The organism is Streptomyces sp. NPDC054956 (genome assembly GCF_053609185.1).
Map to the genome: position 1 here is coordinate 13,403 of NZ_JBSGXB010000028.1, position 18,122 is coordinate 31,524.

The following is an 18,122-nucleotide window of genomic DNA, read 5'->3' on the forward strand; positions in this document are numbered from 1 at the left end:
GATCACAACACAGGAGCAGAAGTGAAGCGCAGCAAGACTCTCCGCGCTGCGGACGCCAAGGTCGACCGGGAGAAGCTGTACGCCCCGCTCGAGGCCGTCCGTCTCGCCAAGGAGACCTCCGCGACCAAGTTCGACGGCACCGTCGAGGTCGCCTTCCGCCTGGGTGTAGACCCGCGCAAGGCCGACCAGATGGTCCGTGGCACCGTGAACCTCCCGCACGGCACCGGCAAGACCGCCCGGGTCCTGGTCTTCGCGACCGGTGACCGTGCTGCGGCCGCGGAAGCCGCCGGCGCCGACATTGTCGGCGACGACGAGCTCATCAACGAGATCGCCAAGGGCAACCGCCTCAACGAGTTCGACGCCGTTGTCGCCACGCCGGACCTCATGGGCAAGGTCGGCCGCCTCGGCCGCGTGCTCGGTCCCCGTGGCCTGATGCCGAACCCGAAGACCGGCACCGTCACCATGGACGTCGCGAAGGCTGTCACCGAGATCAAGGGTGGCAAGATCGAGTTCCGTGTCGACAAGCACTCGAACCTGCACTTCATCATCGGCAAGGTCTCCTTCTCCGATGACAAGCTGGTCGAGAACTACGGCGCGGCCCTCGACGAGATCCTTCGTCTGAAGCCGTCCGCCGCGAAGGGCCGCTACATCAAGAAGGCCGCCCTGAGCACCACCATGGGCCCCGGCATCCAGCTGGACCCGAACCGCACCCGCAACCTCCTCGTCGAGGAAGACCCGGCCGCGGTCTGATCGGACTGAGCCTCCGGGCTCCGGCCCCCAGGGCCCGCCGTAACGGTCTGAACGGGCCCTCCGCCCCCCTCAGGGGAGCGGAGGGCCCGTTTCCGTATCCGGGGCCACCGGATCCGCCCCGGGCCTCCAGGGGCCCGTGGAGCGGATTTGCTTGACATCGGGTGGTTCGCGTACGCTTCCGGAGAAGCCAAAGACCGCTGGTCGTTGCCGTGCCTGCAAGGGTGCGGTGGCCGAAGGATCCGCTAGCTGCGGACGTCCTGCGCAGGTGACCTTGGAAAGTTCCCGGAATTCGTTCCGGTTGAGCTACGCCCTGGCGCCTGCGCCGGGGCGTTTCGTATTTATGCCCCTTCTGAGCGGTCCTCATCACCCGGAAGGAGGCCGACGCACTATGCCGACGCCCAACAAGGCTGCCGCGGTAGCCGAGCTCAAGGACGCGTTCCAGAGCTCGAACGCCGCCGTGCTGACCGAGTACCGGGGTCTCACCGTCGCGCAGCTCAAGACGCTGCGTCGTTCCCTCGGTGAGAACGCCCAGTACGCCGTGGTGAAGAACACGCTGACCAAGATTGCGGCCAACCAGGCCGGGATCACCGCGCTGGACGAGCACTTCGCTGGTCCGACCGCGGTCGCCTTCATCACCGGTGACCCGGTGGAGTCGGCGAAGAGCCTGCGTGACTTCGCCAAGGAAAACCCCAACCTGATCATCAAGGCGGGTGTCCTTGATGGTAAGGCGCTCTCCGCCGATGACATCAAGAAGCTTGCGGACCTCGAGTCCCGCGAGGTTCTGCTCAGCAAGCTGGCCGGCGCGTTCAAGGGCAAGCAGTCTCAGGCTGCCTCGCTCTTCCAGGCGCTGCCGTCGAAGTTCGTCCGCACTGCGGAAGCGCTTCGCGTCAAGCTCGCCGAGCAGGGCGGTGCCGAGTAATTCGGCTCGCGCATTGATCCGCGCCGCCTAGTGCGCGGGTCGCAGCGGGCCGTTACGCCCGCCTCTCTATACATCCGGCACCTGCCGAATTAGTGGAAGGATCGCCCATCATGGCGAAGCTCTCTCAGGACGACCTCCTCGCCCAGTTCGAGGAGATGACCCTCATCGAGCTCTCCGAGTTCGTGAAGGCGTTCGAGGACAAGTTCGACGTCACCGCCGCCGCGGCCGTCGCCGTTGCCGGCCCCGCCGCCGGTGGCCCGGTTGCCGACGTCGCCGAGGAGCAGGACGAGTTCGACGTCATCCTCGATGGCGCCGGTGACAAGAAGATCCAGGTCATCAAGGTCGTGCGCGAGCTCACCTCCCTGGGCCTCAAGGAGGCCAAGGACCTCGTCGACGGCGCTCCGAAGCCGATCCTCGAGAAGGTCGCCAAGGAGGCCGCTGACAAGGCTGCCGAGTCCCTCAAGGCTGCCGGCGCGTCTGTGACCGTCAAGTAACACCTCTGGGGCCTCTCTGAGGCCTCAACCAAGGGCGATCACCCGTAAGGGTGGTCGCCCTTTGGCGTACCCAGAGTGCCTGACTTGCCCCTGTCTCGTTGGGGAGTAGGGTGATCTTCGTTGCTCCGCAGCGGGGTCCCAGGGTGATCCGCACGGAGCAGGGGGCCTTGACGAACGGGACGCGGCGCGCAATTCTCAGATCCGTCGTGAGATCGGCCGTTCGATCCGGGATCCGAGGCATGGATCGGGTCGGTATCGGGCATGGATCGACTACGAAGAGGGCAGTACTGTTACGCGCTCTGTGTGCGGAGCCGAAGCGTTGGACGCAGTGTTCAAACGACATGGGGAAGGCCTGTTGCCGGTTTCCGGAAACCTGGTCTGGACATCAGTGAGCCAAGTGGCTACACTGACCCTTTGCGCTGCCTGTTAGCTGCCCCCTGCCCGTCGCCAGGGGCATGCCCACGCATGAGCACACTTGATTGATCGTCCTGACCTGGTCTTTTTGGCCGGATCGGGGTCGCTTGTCTTCTGTGTCAGCTGGGACCGGTACGCGCGTAGTGAGTCCGAGCCCTCGGAAGGACCCCCTCTTGGCCGCCTCGCGCAACGCCTCGACCAATACGAACAACGGTGCCAGCACCGCCCCGCTGCGCATCTCCTTTGCAAAGATCAAGGAGCCCCTCGAGGTTCCGAACCTCCTGGCGCTGCAGACCGAGAGCTTTGACTGGCTGCTCGGCAACGCCGCCTGGAAGTCTCGCGTCGAGTCGGCGCTTGAGAGCGGACAGGACGTTCCCACCAAGTCCGGTCTGGAAGAGATCTTCGAGGAGATCTCGCCGATCGAGGACTTCTCCGGGTCGATGTCGCTGACGTTCCGCGACCACCGTTTCGAGCCGGCGAAGAACTCGGTCGACGAGTGCAAGGAGCGCGACTTCACGTTCGCGGCGCCGCTCTTCGTCACCGCCGAGTTCACGAACAACGAGACCGGAGAGATCAAGTCTCAGACGGTCTTCATGGGCGACTTCCCGCTCATGACCAACAAGGGCACCTTCGTCATCAACGGCACCGAGCGTGTCGTCGTGTCGCAGCTGGTCCGTTCCCCTGGTGTCTACTTCGACTCCTCGATCGACAAGACGTCCGACAAGGACATCTTCTCCGCCAAGATCATCCCGTCCCGGGGTGCCTGGCTGGAGATGGAGATCGACAAGCGCGACATGGTCGGTGTCCGCATCGACCGCAAGCGCAAGCAGTCCGTCACCGTCCTCCTGAAGGCTCTCGGCTGGACCACCGAGCAGATCCTCGAGGAGTTCGGCGAGTACGAGTCCATGCGCGCCACCCTGGAGAAGGACCACACACAGGGCCAGGACGACGCGCTGCTCGACATCTACCGCAAGCTGCGTCCGGGCGAACCGCCGACCCGCGAGGCCGCTCAGACGCTGCTCGAGAACCTCTACTTCAACCCGAAGCGCTACGACCTCGCGAAGGTCGGCCGCTACAAGGTGAACAAGAAGCTCGGCGCGGACGAGCCGCTGGACGCCGGCGTGCTCACCACCGACGACGTCATCGCGACCATCAAGTACCTGGTCAAGCTGCACGCCGGTGAGACCGAGACGACCGGCGAGTCCGGTCGTTCGATCGTCGTCGAGACCGACGACATCGACCACTTCGGCAACCGTCGTCTGCGCAACGTCGGCGAGCTCATCCAGAACCAGGTCCGCACGGGTCTGGCTCGTATGGAGCGCGTCGTCCGCGAGCGGATGACGACCCAGGACGTCGAGGCGATCACGCCGCAGACCCTGATCAACATCCGGCCGGTCGTCGCCTCCATCAAGGAGTTCTTCGGCACCAGCCAGCTGTCGCAGTTCATGGACCAGAACAACCCGCTGTCGGGTCTCACCCACAAGCGCCGTCTGTCGGCGCTTGGTCCCGGTGGTCTGTCCCGTGAGCGGGCCGGCTTCGAGGTCCGAGACGTTCACCCGTCGCACTACGGCCGCATGTGCCCGATCGAGACCCCTGAAGGCCCGAACATCGGTCTGATCGGCTCGCTCGCGTCCTACGGTCGCGTCAACGCGTTCGGTTTCGTCGAGACCCCGTACCGCAAGGTCATCGACGGTGTCGTCACCGACGACGTCGACTACCTGACGGCCGACGAGGAAGACCGCTTCGTCATCGCCCAGGCCAACGCCGGCCTGAACGACGAGATGCGCTTCACCGAGAACCGCGTGCTGGTCCGCCGTCGTGGCGGCGAGATCGACTACATCGCCGGCGACGACGTCGACTACATGGACGTCTCCCCGCGCCAGATGGTGTCCGTCGCGACCGCGATGATCCCCTTCCTCGAGCACGACGACGCCAACCGTGCCCTCATGGGCGCGAACATGATGCGCCAGGCCGTTCCGCTCATCAAGGCGGAGGCGCCGCTCGTCGGCACCGGCATGGAGTACCGCTGTGCGGTCGACGCCGGTGACTCGATCAAGGCGGAGAAGGACGGTGTCGTCCAGGAGGTCTCGGCCGACTACATCACCGTCGCCAACGACGACGGCACGTACACCACGTACCGCGTCGCCAAGTTCTCCCGCTCGAACCAGGGCACCTCGGTCAACCAGAAGGTCATCGTCAACGAGGGTGACCGCATCATCGAGGCGCAGGTGCTCGCCGACGGTCCGGCGACCGAAGAGGGCGAAATGGCCCTCGGCAAGAACCTGCTCGTCGCGTTCATGCCCTGGGAAGGCCACAACTACGAGGACGCGATCATCCTGTCGCAGCGCCTCGTGCAGGACGACGTCCTCTCCTCGATCCACATCGAGGAGCACGAGGTCGACGCCCGTGACACCAAGCTGGGCCCCGAGGAGATCACCCGGGACATCCCGAACGTCTCCGAGGAGGTCCTGGCGGACCTCGACGAGCGCGGCATCATCCGCATCGGTGCGGACGTCGTCGCCGGCGACATCCTGGTCGGCAAGGTCACGCCCAAGGGTGAGACCGAGCTGACCCCGGAGGAGCGCCTGCTCCGCGCGATCTTCGGTGAGAAGGCCCGCGAGGTGCGTGACACCTCGCTCAAGGTCCCTCACGGTGAGATCGGCAAGGTCATCGGTGTCCGCGTCTTCGACCGCGAGGAGGGCGACGAGCTTCCTCCGGGCGTGAACCAGCTGGTCCGCGTCTACGTCGCCCAGAAGCGCAAGATCACCGACGGTGACAAGCTCGCCGGCCGCCACGGCAACAAGGGTGTCATCTCCAAGATCCTTCCGATCGAGGACATGCCCTTCCTTGAGGACGGCACGCCGGTCGACATCATCCTGAACCCGCTGGGTGTCCCGTCCCGAATGAACCCGGGACAGGTCCTGGAGATCCACCTCGGCTGGCTCGCCAGCCGCGGCTGGGACGTCTCCGGCCTCGCGGAGGAGTGGGCCGAGCGACTGAAGGCCATCGGCGCCGACCGCGTCGAGCCCGGCACCAACGTCGCCACCCCCGTGTTCGACGGTGCCCGCGAGGACGAACTCGCTGGCCTGTTCGAGCACACCATCCCGAACCGCGACGGTGACCGCCTGGTCCTCCCGTCCGGCAAGGCGCGTCTGTTCGACGGCCGCTCCGGCGAGCCGTTCCCGGAGCCGGTCTCGGTCGGCTACATGTACATCCTCAAGCTCCACCACCTGGTCGACGACAAGCTCCACGCTCGGTCGACCGGTCCGTACTCGATGATCACGCAGCAGCCGCTGGGTGGTAAGGCGCAGTTCGGTGGCCAGCGCTTCGGTGAGATGGAGGTGTGGGCGCTCGAGGCTTATGGCGCCGCTTACGCCCTCCAGGAGCTCCTGACCATCAAGTCCGATGACGTCACCGGTCGCGTGAAGGTCTACGAGGCCATCGTCAAGGGCGAGAACATCCCCGAGCCGGGCATTCCCGAGTCCTTCAAGGTGCTCATCAAGGAAATGCAGTCGCTCTGCCTCAACGTGGAGGTGCTGTCCTCGGACGGCATGTCCATCGAGATGCGCGACACCGACGAGGACGTCTTCCGCGCGGCGGAGGAGCTCGGTATCGACCTGTCCCGGCGTGAGCCGAGCAGCGTCGAAGAGGTCTGACGGGCCTGACGGGGGGCTCGCTCAAGAGCCCCCCGTCATCCCCGGGACCGTTCAGACCATGATTGAGACTCGACCCCGAAAGAGGGATTGACGCACAGTGCTCGACGTCAACTTCTTCGACGAGCTGCGGATCGGCCTTGCCACCGCGGACGACATCCGAACCTGGTCGCACGGCGAGGTCAAGAAGCCGGAGACCATCAACTACCGCACCCTCAAGCCCGAGAAGGACGGACTCTTCTGCGAGAAGATCTTCGGTCCTACCCGGGACTGGGAGTGCTACTGCGGCAAGTACAAGCGTGTCCGCTTCAAGGGCATCATCTGTGAGCGTTGTGGCGTCGAAGTCACGCGCGCCAAGGTGCGCCGCGAGCGGATGGGCCACATCGAGCTTGCCGCTCCCGTCACCCACATCTGGTACTTCAAGGGCGTCCCGTCGCGACTGGGCTACCTGCTGGACCTCGCGCCGAAGGACCTCGAGAAGGTCATCTACTTCGCCGCGTACATGATCACGTTCGTGGACGACGAGCGCCGCACCCGCGACCTCCCGTCCCTGGAGGCGCACGTCTCCGTCGAGCGCCAGCAGATCGAGAACCGCCGCGACGCGGACCTCGAAGGCCGTGCCAAGAAGCTCGAGACCGACCTGGCCGAGCTCGAGGCCGAGGGCGCGAAGGCCGACGTACGCCGCAAGGTGCGCGAAGGTGCCGAGCGCGAGATGAAGCAGCTCCGTGACCGCGCCCAGCGCGAGATCGACCGCCTCGACGAGGTGTGGGCCCGCTTCAAGAACCTCAAGGTCCAGGACCTCGAGGGCGACGAGCTGCTCTACCGCGAGCTGCGCGACCGCTTCGGTACGTACTTCGACGGCTGCATGGGCGCCGCGGCGCTCCAGAAGCGTCTGGAGTCCTTCGACCTCGACGAGGAGGCCGAGCGCCTCCGCGAGATCATCCGTACCGGCAAGGGCCAGAAGAAGACCCGTGCGCTCAAGCGCCTCAAGGTCGTCTCCGCGTTCCTGCAGACCAGCAACAAGCCCAAGGGCATGGTTCTGGACTGCGTGCCGGTGATCCCGCCGGACCTTCGTCCGATGGTGCAGCTGGACGGTGGCCGCTTCGCGACCTCCGACCTGAACGACCTGTACCGCCGCGTGATCAACCGCAACAACCGTCTGAAGCGCCTTCTCGACCTCGGTGCCCCCGAGATCATCGTGAACAACGAGAAGCGCATGCTCCAGGAGGCCGTCGACGCCCTCTTCGACAACGGTCGTCGTGGTCGTCCGGTGACCGGTCCCGGTAACCGTCCGCTGAAGTCCCTGAGCGACATGCTCAAGGGCAAGCAGGGTCGATTCCGTCAGAACCTCCTCGGCAAGCGCGTGGACTACTCCGCGCGTTCCGTGATCGTCGTCGGTCCGCAGCTGAAGCTGCACCAGTGTGGTCTGCCCAAGGCCATGGCGCTGGAGCTCTTCAAGCCGTTCGTGATGAAGCGCCTGGTCGACCTGAACCACGCGCAGAACATCAAGTCGGCGAAGCGCATGGTCGAGCGCGGCCGCACGGTCGTCTACGACGTGCTCGAAGAGGTCATCGCCGAGCACCCGGTTCTCCTGAACCGTGCGCCCACGCTGCACCGCCTCGGCATCCAGGCCTTCGAGCCCCAGCTGGTCGAAGGCAAGGCCATCCAGATCCACCCGCTCGTCTGCACCGCGTTCAACGCGGACTTCGACGGTGACCAGATGGCCGTGCACCTGCCGCTTTCGGCAGAGGCGCAGGCCGAGGCCCGCATCCTGATGCTGTCCTCGAACAACATCCTGAAGCCGGCAGACGGTCGTCCCGTCACCATGCCGACCCAGGACATGGTGCTGGGTCTGTTCTTCCTCACCACCGACGGCGAGCTCCGTGACGTCAAGGGCGAGGGCCGCGCGTTCGGCTCGACCGCCGAGGCGACCATGGCGTTCGACAACGGTGAGCTGGCTCTCCAGTCGGCCGTCGACATCCGCTTCCCGGTGGGCACCATCCCGCCGCGCGGCTGGGTGGCCCCGGTCGCCGAAGAGGGCGAGCAGGAGTTCCAGCCGGGCGACAGCTTCCGTCTGCGCACCACCCTGGGCCGCGCGCTCTTCAACGAGCTGCTGCCCGAGGACTACCCGTTCGTCGACTACTCGGTGGGCAAGAAGCAGCTCTCCGAGATCGTCAACGACCTGGCGGAGCGCTACCCCAAGGTCATCGTGGCGGCGACGCTCGACAACCTGAAGGCGGCCGGCTTCCACTGGGCGACCCGTTCGGGCGTCACCGTGGCCATCTCCGACGTCGTCGTGCCCGAGGCCAAGAAGGCCATCGTCGCGGGCTACGAGGCGATGGACGAGAAAGTCCAGAAGCAGTACGAGCGCGGTCTGATCACCAAGGACGAGCGCACGCAGGAGCTCATCGCGATCTGGACCAAGGCGACCAACGAGGTTGCCGAGGCGATGAACGCGAACTTCCCCAAGACGAACCCCATCTTCATGATGGTTGACTCGGGTGCCCGAGGAAACATGATGCAGATGCGACAGATCGCCGGTATGCGTGGTCTGGTGTCGAACGCGAAGAACGAGACCATCCCGCGTCCGATCAAGGCGTCCTTCCGTGAGGGCCTCACCGTTCTGGAGTACTTCATCTCCACGCACGGTGCCCGTAAGGGTCTGGCGGACACCGCCCTGCGTACCGCCGACTCGGGTTACCTCACCCGTCGTCTGGTGGACGTCTCGCAGGACGTCATCATCCGCGAGGAGGACTGCGGCACCGAGCGCGGTCTGAAGCTGAAGATCGCCGTTCGCGGCGAGGACGGCGCGCTGCGCAAGGCCGACGACGTCGAGACCTCGATCTACGCCCGCATGCTGGCCGAGGACGTCGTCATCGACGGCAAGGTCATCGCGCCGGCCAACGTCGACCTCGGTGACGTCCTGATCGACGCCCTGGTCGCCAACGGCGTCGAGGAGGTCAAGACCCGCTCGGTCCTGACCTGTGAGTCCGCGGTCGGCACCTGTGCCTTCTGCTACGGACGCTCGCTCGCCACCGGCAAGCTGGTCGACATCGGTGAGGCGGTCGGCATCATCGCCGCCCAGTCCATCGGTGAGCCCGGTACCCAGCTGACGATGCGTACCTTCCACACCGGTGGTGTGGCCGGTGACGACATCACGCAGGGTCTGCCGCGTGTCGTCGAGCTCTTCGAGGCCCGTACCCCGAAGGGTGTCGCCCCGATCTCCGAGGCCGCCGGTCGCGTGCGGATCGAGGAGACCGAGAAGACGAAGAAGATCGTCATCACGCCCGACGACGGCAGCGAGGAGACGGCCTTCCCGATCTCCAAGCGCGCCAAGGTCATCGTCGGCGAGGGCGACCACGTCGAGGTTGGCCAGAAGCTGACCATGGGTGCCACCAACCCGCACGACGTGCTGCGCATCCTCGGCCAGCGTGCGGTCCAGGTCCACCTGGTCGGCGAAGTCCAGAAGGTCTACAACTCGCAGGGCGTGTCGATCCACGACAAGCACATCGAGATCATCATCCGGCAGATGCTGCGCCGCGTGACGATCATCGAGTCCGGCGACGCGGAGCTCCTGCCGGGCGAGCTGGTCGAGCGGTCGAAGTTCGAGACCGAGAACCGTCGTGTGGTCACCGAGGGCGGTCACCCCGCCTCCGGCCGTCCGCAGCTGATGGGTATCACCAAGGCCTCGCTCGCGACCGAGTCCTGGCTGTCGGCGGCGTCCTTCCAGGAGACGACCAGGGTTCTGACGGACGCGGCGATCAACGCCAAGTCCGACTCCCTGATCGGCCTCAAGGAGAACGTCATCATCGGTAAGCTCATCCCGGCCGGTACGGGCCTCGCCCGCTACCGCAACATCCGGGTCGAGCCGACCGAGGAAGCCAAGGCCGCGATGTACTCGGCCGTCGGCTACGACGACATCGACTACTCGCCCTTCGGCACCGGCTCCGGCCAGGCTGTCCCGCTGGAGGACTACGACTACGGCCCGTACAACGGCTGAGTCCAGTAGGTAGTACGAAGAAGCCCCCCGCCGCTCCGAGAGGAGAGGCGGGGGGCTTCTTCGTTCCCACTGGGGACGCGGGGTTCGGCCGCGGCCCGGTGCGGGGGAGGTCAGGTGCGGCGGCGGCGCACCCCGGCCACCGTGCCCGCGGCCAGGAGCATCAGGCCGAGTGCGCCGGCCGACAGACCCGCGTGGAAACCCCTGGGCGTGAAGGTGCAGGAGACCTTCGTGGTGCCCGGCTTCAGGGCCACCGATACGAGACCGTGGAAGTCCTGCACGGGAGCCGTGCACTGCCAGCCGGGGACGTTCGTCATGGCGAAGACCGCGGTGCCGGTGGAGCCCTTCGGGAGGGTGGCCGCGATGGTGTGGCCGCCCGCGGCGACGTCCGTGGCGCCCGTGGCGGTGAGGCGGGCGACGGCCTTGGTGAGCGCGGCCCGGTCCAGGCAGCCGAAGGGGTGCTCGCCGGCGGTGGCGTTCTGCGTACTGGTCCTCACGGTCACGTCGAGCCGGCCGGAGGCGGGGACCTCGCCGATGCCCTGGACGCCCGTCATGCGGTCGTACAGGGGCCTGTCGGTGCCGCCGGAGGAGAGGGTGCCGTAGAGGGCGGGGGAGTACCAGAAGGCCGTGGAGCCGGGGGTGCAGCGAGCGGAGTAGGTCTGCTCCTCGGCGCTGCCGCCGCGGGTGACCTGCGGGACCTCGTAGACGGTGGCGCCGAGTACGTCCTCCTGGTGGGCGTAGACGCTGTCGGCCGGGTTGGGGGAGGTGTGGTCGCCGGTGCGGACGGTGACCAGCGGCGGGGCCGGGAACTTCGAGCCGGTCCAGGTGTCCGGGGCGGACCCGGGCCCGACCCGCGCGCCGATCGCGAAGATCGCGTCGAGGACGGGGTTGTCGACGCCGAAGATGGTCCGGCCGTCGTTCTTGTAGCCGTAGCCGAGCGGTTCGAGTGCCTTGAAGGTGACCTCGGGCAGGTAGCTGCTGTAGTACTGCGGGCCCTCCGCGCGGAGGGCGAGCGCGTCGTTGTACGTCTGCGGCGAACCCGAGTCCGTCCGGTATGCGGGCCAGCCGTCCACGGAGCGGACCGCCTCGAAGTGGCGGGTGATCGAATCGCTGGAGGTGACGGCCGGCGTCGCCCAGCGCTCGCGCGAGCGGCGGGCGTCGGCGTTGGCCGCGGCGGCCGTGGACTCGGCGAAGACGACCCCGACCATCAGGACGGCGGCCACGGGGACCAGTACGCGGCGCTTCTCGCCGAGCGCCAGCAGGACCAGGGCGAGAAGTGACACCGAGCCGCCGCCGAGCACCGCGGCCCAGGTCGTGCCGCCGAAGTCGTCGGTGTGCCGGAGCACGAAGGTGGCGGCGACCAGCAGGCCGGCGGTCAGCGCCAGGTGCAGCGGGCGCGGCCGGTTGGCCAGCGACAGCCAGGCGATCACCACGACCATCCCGCTGAAGACGAAGGCCTCGCGGTAGGGGTTGCCGTTGGGCACCGCCAGCCCGTGCCACACGTACTGGGTGGGCGGGAACTGGAAGGAGAGGACGACGAGGAGCGTCGCGGCCGCCCACACCAGGCGGGTCCTGCGCGCGACGGCCGTGTTGAGGAGGAAGGACCCGGCCAGGATCAGGCCGAGGGAGGCCACGTACAGCCGGGGACGGCCGCCCCACAGGTAGGTGCCGGGGAGCATGCCCGTCAGGAAGAGCTCGATCCGCACCGGATCGAACGCGGCCGCCCTGGTGGGCTGCGCGGCCCCGCTGGAGAGGAACGACGGCAGGAGGAGCGGGAGCGTGAGCAGGATGCCCGTCGCGGCGGCCGTCCCGGCCCGCCACACGGCGCGCAGCCGCTGCGCGCCGGTCATGTCGAGGACGACCAGGCGGACGGCGAGCAGGACGCAGGCGGCCATCGTCGCCATCATCGCGGTGTAGAAGTTCCCGAACCAGGCGAGCGCGACGAGCAGCGCCACCCCGGGCCAGCGGCGCTGCTCCAGGCACCACTCGACGGCGATGCCGAGGAGCGGGAGGGCCACCAGGCCCCACAGCCACATGGGGATGTACGAGGCGTCGCTGAGGGCCCAGCCGCAGAGGCCGTACACGGCTCCGAGCACGCCCCGCTGCCACCACGGGCCGGGGTGCAGCTTGCCGAGGTACACGGTCATCACGGCGGCGGCGGCGCCCATCGTGACCGGGGTGACGGCGAAGACCGCGAGGTCCACGTTGGCGCGGGGGACGAGGACGGCCAGCCAGGAGAAGGGGTTGCCGAGGTACGTGTAGTAGTCCGACAGGAACTGCTGGCCGAAGCCGCCGCGCCAGGTGAACAGGACGTCACCGGCCGCCTGACCGTGCACCAGGTCCCACAACGCCCGGTGGAAGGGCACGTACTGGTTGGCCTGGTCGTTGATGGCGCGGCCGGTGTCGCCGAAGGGGAAGGTGCCCCGGGCGACCCAAGAGGCGCAGAAGGCACCGGAGGTGAGGAGGAAGGCGAGGAGCGGGCCGTACGCGCGGGCGGCGCGGTGGGGGACCGGGCGGTCCTGACCGGGGGGCGGACTGCTTCGCTTCGCGGGCTCCACGGCCACGGTCCCCAATGCCTTGCTCCCCTGCTGGTCTGCCGCTGTTGCTGTTGTCGCGCACGGAGGTTGGTCGGTCCCCGGATCGTCAGTCTAGGTCGGTGAGGAGGGGGGATGCCCGGGGGCCGGGGGTGGGTTGGGCCCGTCGGGCACGGGGCGGTGCCGGGTGGTGACCTGGCGGGCCGTCATGGCGGTGGCGGGGGTGGCGGGTGGGTGGGTGGTCCGCTCAAGGGTGTTCAGATGGAATTCGGGGTCCGGGAGTTGACGGGTTCTCCGGTCGGGCCGGTCGGTCCGGTCGGTCCGGTCGGTCCGGTCGTCGGGCAGGGGCTGCCATCGAGGTTGACGCTCTCGAGCCGTGGAAGTGGGCGTTGCCGTCGGTGTCGTTGAGCGGACCGGGCGACGGCCGCGGGGGCGGGATGTCGGCGTCGTCGTCGGCGTCGCCGGGACCGGCGGGGAGATGTGGCCCTGGCCTGCCAGGTGTGATGTGCCGGTCTGTCCGGTCTTGTCGATGACGGTGTGGCAGGGCTGGCCGGGTGGCTTGGCGCAGCCGTCGCGGTCGGCGCGACGCGCTGTGCGTACCGCTGCTGACGGTGTGGCGGATCGCTGTGCCGTTCGGCGGGTACCGGGCGCGGTGTGGTGCTCGGGCTACGGGTCGGGTGCACCGCCGCTGCTGGGGCTCCGCCCCAGGCCCCGCGCCTCAAACGCCGGCGGGGCTGGATGGGGCGGGCTGGATGGGCCGGGCTGGATGGGCCGGGCCGGGCTCGCGGTGAGGACGCCGGCACGTCGACTCCGCCGACCGCGCGTCCCTACCAGCTCCGCCAGTTCCGCCGGCCGCGCGTCCCCGCCAGCCGCGTGGGCCTGTGGGTCTGTGGGCCGCGTGGCACTGTTTGCCCCACGGCCCTGTCGACCCCACGGCCAGGCAGGCCCGCCGCCCCCGCGGCCTCGCCGCCCCCGCGGCCCCGTTGGCCCATGGGGGTGTCGGTACAGCCCCGCCAGTCCGGGTGGATGTGCCGCCGTGGTCATGTGGGTACTGGGGTGGCGTCGGGCTGGGCCCCACGGTGCCGGGGCAGCGTCGCCGGGGCTCTGTGGACGGCGGGCGGTGGCGTTGCCAGGGCTCTGCGGGCCCTCGGGTCGTGGCGCAGCCGTGGGGGAACGGGGTAAGGGGGGCGCGGGGCCGGGCCCGCCCGGTCCGTGATGCCTGTGTGCGTGCGCCGGCGGTCCGGGGAGGAGTCGGACGTCTTCGCCTGGCTGCCGAGTGACCGGGCCTCGGCTGCTGCTCCTCCGGGTTCTGTCCGGACGGGTCCGCCCCACCACGGGTCGGCGCGCTCCGGGTGGGTGGCGGTACGGATCAGAGCGACCAGGGGTGAGGGCGGCGCCGGGGGTCCGGTCGGTCCCGTACGACGTAGAGGACCGCGCGGTGCGGGGTGTGCGCGCTTTGGGGCCGTCCTGCGTGGGGCGCTACTAGCGGGTGTCGGGCCCGTCCGCCAGGTCCCGCGGACTGGCGGCGTCCGCAATCTCGACGGATAGGGGAGCGGGGCGGCCCACCACGGCGGCGGGCTCCTCGTGGACCAACAGGGCGGGAGGTCCGCTGCCGGGCCGGCCGCAGGAGCGGCGCGTCCTTTGTGGGCAGGCGGCTGTGGCGCGCCCCCTCCACGGCGGGCTTGGTTGTGGTGCCGCGCTGTGGGGACGTGCGTCGCCGTTGCGCGGGGTCTGGGGCGGAGCCGGGGGCTCGGTACCTCCCAGCGGTCCCTGCGCGGAGCCGGGTCCTCGCAGGCCCGGGGCGTTGGCGGGCTCCTCCGCCGAGCCCGGTCCTCGCAGGCCTGCGGTGCATGCGGGCTCTTCCGCCGAGCCGGGCCACGCAGGTCGGCGGGGCGGTGTTGGTTCCGGGGGCTGTGAAGGCGGTCGCCGGGGGTGGGGGTGGGCCCCGGGCGGGGTGCTGTGGGGGTCGGTGCCTAGCACACCTGCGCCACATGCGCACATCGGAGGGGGTGCGGGTGGGGTTCGGCCTTGGGGCTGCTGGCCTGCGGGTCCTTCGGTGGTGTGGGGTCGGGGCTTTTGTTTTGACCGGAGTGGATGCGGTAGGTACGCTCAGACCTTGTGCCTGGGGTGTGCCTGGGCTCCTGTGCGTGTCCATCAACCGCACTTGAGCCGTATCGGCCACTGCGATTCATGCGTTTCCACGCTTGCGTGGAGGTCCGCCGGATCCGACACACCCGACCGCGTGGGTCGGCAAATGTTCCAGGTTAGCTTCACTACACGGCACACAGAAACCGGAGAAGTAGTGCCTACGATCCAGCAGCTGGTCCGTAAGGGCCGGCAGGACAAGGTCGAGAAGACAAAGACCCCCGCGCTTGAGGCCTCGCCCCAGCGTCGCGGTGTCTGCACGCGTGTGTTCACGACCACCCCGAAGAAGCCGAACTCGGCGCTCCGTAAGGTCGCGCGTGTGCGTCTGACCTCCGGCATCGAGGTCACCGCTTACATTCCGGGTGAGGGACACAACCTGCAGGAGCACTCGATCGTGCTCGTGCGTGGTGGCCGTGTGAAGGACCTGCCGGGTGTTCGTTACAAGATCATCCGCGGTGCGCTTGACACCCAGGCTGTCAAGAACCGCAAGCAGGCCCGCAGCCGCTACGGCGCCAAGAAGGAGAAGTAGAAATGCCTCGTAAGGGCCCCGCCCCGAAGCGCCCGGTCATCATCGACCCGGTCTACGCATCTCCCCTGGTGACGTCGCTCATCAACAAGATCCTCCTGAACGGCAAGCGCTCCACCGCCGAGCGCATCGTTTACGGCGCCATGGAAGGCCTCCGCGAGAAGACCGGCAACGACCCGGTCATCACGCTGAAGCGCGCGCTGGAGAACGTCAAGCCGTCCCTCGAGGTCAAGTCCCGCCGTGTCGGTGGCGCGACCTACCAGGTCCCCGTCGAGGTCAAGCCGGGTCGTCAGTCGACCCTGGCGCTCCGCTGGCTCGTGGGTTACTCCCGCGCCCGTCGTGAGAAGACCATGACCGAGCGCCTCATGAACGAGCTGCTCGACGCCTCGAACGGTCTTGGCGCTGCCGTCAAGAAGCGTGAGGACACGCACAAGATGGCCGAGTCCAACAAGGCCTTCGCGCACTACCGCTGGTAGTCCCAACCCACATCGAGACCGAGAGAAGACTGAGCCGATATGGCTACCACTTCGCTTGACCTGGCCAAGGTGCGCAACATCGGCATCATGGCCCACATCGACGCGGGCAAGACGACCACCACCGAGCGCATCCTGTTCTACACCGGTGTGTCTTACAAGATCGGTGAAGTCCACGACGGCGCTGCCACGATGGACTGGATGGAGCAGGAGCAGGAGCGCGGCATCACGATCACGTCCGCCGCGACGACCTGCCACTGGCCGCTCGAGGACGTCGACCACACCATCAACATCATCGACACCCCGGGTCACGTTGACTTCACGGTCGAGGTGGAGCGTTCGCTCCGCGTCCTCGACGGTGCCGTCACCGTGTTCGACGGTGTCGCCGGTGTGGAGCCGCAGTCCGAGACCGTTTGGCGTCAGGCGGACCGCTACGGCGTCCCGCGCATCTGCTTCGTCAACAAGCTCGACCGCACCGGTGCCGAGTTCTTCCGCTGTGTCGACATGATCACGGACCGCCTCGGCGCCACCCCGATCGTGATGCAGCTGCCGATCGGCGCCGAGATGGACTTCCAGGGCGTCGTCGACCTGGTCCGCATGAAGGCCCTTGTCTGGTCCGCCGAGGCCTCCAAGGGCGAGATGTACGACGTCGTCGACATCCCCGCCTCGCACACCGAGCTCGCCGAGGAATGGCGCGCGAAGATGGTCGAGGCCGTCGCGGAGAACGACGACCAGCTGATGGAGCTCTTCCTCGAGGGCGTCGAGCCCACCGAGGAGCAGCTCTACGCGGCCGTGCGTCGTATCACCATCGCGTCGGGCAAGGGTGGCGGCACCACCGTCACCCCCGTGTTCTGCGGTACCGCGTTCAAGAACAAGGGCGTCCAGCCCCTGCTCGACGCGGTCGTGCGCTACCTCCCCTCGCCCCTGGACGTGGAGGCCATCGAAGGCCACGACGTCAAGGACGCCGAGGTCGTCGTCAAGCGCAAGCCGTCGGACGCCGAGCCGCTGTCGGCCCTCGCGTTCAAGATCGCGAGCGACCCGCACCTCGGTAAGCTCACCTTCGTCCGGATCTACTCCGGTCGCCTGGAGGCCGGCACCGCGGTGCTGAACTCCGTCAAGGGCAAGAAGGAGCGCATCGGCAAGATCTACCGCATGCACGCGAACAAGCGTGAGGAGATCGACTCGGTGGGCGCGGGCGACATCGTCGCCGTCATGGGCCTCAAGCAGACCACCACTGGTGAGACGCTGTGTGACGAGAAGAACCCGGTCATCCTGGAGTCCATGGACTTCCCGGCCCCGGTTATTCAGGTCGCCATCGAGCCCAAGTCCAAGGGTGACCAGGAGAAGCTGGGTGTTGCCATCCAGCGTCTCGCGGAGGAGGACCCCTCCTTCCAGGTTCACTCGGACGAGGAGACCGGCCAGACCATCATCGGTGGTATGGGCGAGCTTCACCTCGACATCCTCGTCGACCGCATGCGTCGCGAGTTCAAGGTCGAGGCGAACGTCGGCAAGCCGCAGGTCGCGTACCGCGAGACGATCCGTACGGCCGTCGAGCGTCACGACTACACCCACAAGAAGCAGACCGGTGGTACCGGTCAGTTCGCGAAGGTGCAGATCGCGATCGAGCCCATCGAGGGCGGCGAAGCGGCGTACGAGTTCGTGAACAAGGTCACCGGTGGTCGTATCCCGCGGGAGTACATCCCGTCGGTCGACGCCGGTGCGCAGGAAGCCATGAAGTTCGGCATCCTCGCCGGCTACGAGATGACTGGCGTCCGCGTCATTCTTCTCGACGGTGGCTACCACGAGGTCGACTCCTCCGAACTCGCGTTCAAGATCGCCGGTTCGCAGGCCTTCAAGGAGGCCGCGCGCAAGGCGTCCCCCGTACTGCTCGAGCCCATGATGGCCGTTGAGGTCACCACGCCCGAGGAGTCCATGGGTGATGTCATCGGTGACATCAACTCTCGCCGTGGCCAGATTCAGGCCATGGAGGAGCGTCACGGTGCTCGCATCGTGAAGGGCCTCGTGCCGCTTTCGGAGATGTTCGGCTACGTCGGAGACCTCCGCAGCAAGACCTCGGGTCGCGCCAGCTACTCGATGCAGTTCGACTCCTACGCCGAGGTTCCCCGGAACGTCGCTGAGGAGATCATCGCGAAGGCCAAGGGCGAGTAACTCTTCCGAGTACACGCTTTAGGCTTGTCACCGGAGCCTCTGGGGCAA

The 18,122-nt window shown here is 67.7% G+C and carries 9 protein-coding genes; 8 read left to right on the top strand and 1 reads right to left on the bottom strand.

Features of this window, described 5'->3' with window-relative positions:
- The first annotated feature begins 21 nt into the window (after positions 1-21).
- From rplA to ACWGDE_RS08215, 5 genes are all read left to right on the top strand, one after another.
- Entirely contained in the window at positions 22-750 is a 729-nt protein-coding gene (gene rplA / locus ACWGDE_RS08195) for a 50S ribosomal protein L1 (RefSeq protein ID WP_073912938.1), read from the top strand.
- Between the two features lie 388 nt (positions 751-1,138).
- A complete protein-coding gene (rplJ, locus tag ACWGDE_RS08200) occupies positions 1,139-1,669 on the top strand; it encodes a 50S ribosomal protein L10 (RefSeq protein ID WP_453388174.1) in 531 nt (176 codons plus the stop codon).
- A gap of 110 nt (positions 1,670-1,779) precedes the next feature.
- Positions 1,780-2,163 (top strand): 50S ribosomal protein L7/L12, encoded by a 384-nt coding sequence (gene rplL, locus ACWGDE_RS08205; protein ID WP_453388175.1) that lies wholly within the window; start codon positions 1,780-1,782, stop codon positions 2,161-2,163.
- A gap of 587 nt (positions 2,164-2,750) precedes the next feature.
- A complete protein-coding gene (rpoB, locus tag ACWGDE_RS08210) occupies positions 2,751-6,233 on the top strand; it encodes a DNA-directed RNA polymerase subunit beta (protein WP_453388176.1) in 3,483 nt (1,160 codons plus the stop codon).
- A gap of 97 nt (positions 6,234-6,330) precedes the next feature.
- Positions 6,331-10,230: a DNA-directed RNA polymerase subunit beta' gene (locus ACWGDE_RS08215; RefSeq protein WP_453388177.1), complete on the top strand. Its 3,900-nt coding sequence runs from the start codon at positions 6,331-6,333 to the stop codon at positions 10,228-10,230.
- 110 nt (positions 10,231-10,340) lie between these two features.
- Here ACWGDE_RS08215 and ACWGDE_RS08220 read toward each other — a convergent pair whose 3' ends face one another.
- Positions 10,341-12,791: a YfhO family protein gene (locus tag ACWGDE_RS08220; RefSeq protein WP_453388188.1), complete on the bottom strand. Its 2,451-nt coding sequence runs from the start codon at positions 12,789-12,791 to the stop codon at positions 10,341-10,343.
- 2,272 nt (positions 12,792-15,063) lie between these two features.
- Here ACWGDE_RS08220 and rpsL point away from each other — a divergent pair.
- The 3 genes from rpsL to fusA are packed head-to-tail and all read left to right on the top strand — an operon-like array spanning position 15,064 to position 18,074.
- Entirely contained in the window at positions 15,064-15,435 is a 372-nt protein-coding gene (gene rpsL / locus ACWGDE_RS08225) for a 30S ribosomal protein S12 (protein WP_007265893.1), read from the top strand.
- A gap of 2 nt (positions 15,436-15,437) precedes the next feature.
- Positions 15,438-15,908: a 30S ribosomal protein S7 gene (rpsG, locus tag ACWGDE_RS08230; RefSeq protein ID WP_007265894.1), complete on the top strand. Its 471-nt coding sequence runs from the start codon at positions 15,438-15,440 to the stop codon at positions 15,906-15,908.
- Positions 15,909-15,947: 39 nt separating this feature from the next.
- Positions 15,948-18,074, top strand: a complete 2,127-nt coding sequence (gene fusA / locus ACWGDE_RS08235) for an elongation factor G (RefSeq protein WP_453388178.1) — start codon at positions 15,948-15,950, stop codon at positions 18,072-18,074.
- Positions 18,075-18,122: the final 48 nt, after the last annotated feature.

Bases quoted from the DNA above. Each gene is read 5' to 3' on its own strand.
- rpsG (WP_007265894.1), top strand. From the start codon at position 15,438: ATGCCTCGTAAGGGCCCCGCCCCGAAGCGCCCGGTCATCATCGACCCG.
- fusA (WP_453388178.1), top strand. From the start codon at position 15,948: ATGGCTACCACTTCGCTTGACCTGGCCAAGGTGCGCAACATCGGCATC.
- rplL (WP_453388175.1), top strand. From the start codon at position 1,780: ATGGCGAAGCTCTCTCAGGACGACCTCCTCGCCCAGTTCGAGGAGATG.
- rplJ (WP_453388174.1), top strand. From the start codon at position 1,139: ATGCCGACGCCCAACAAGGCTGCCGCGGTAGCCGAGCTCAAGGACGCG.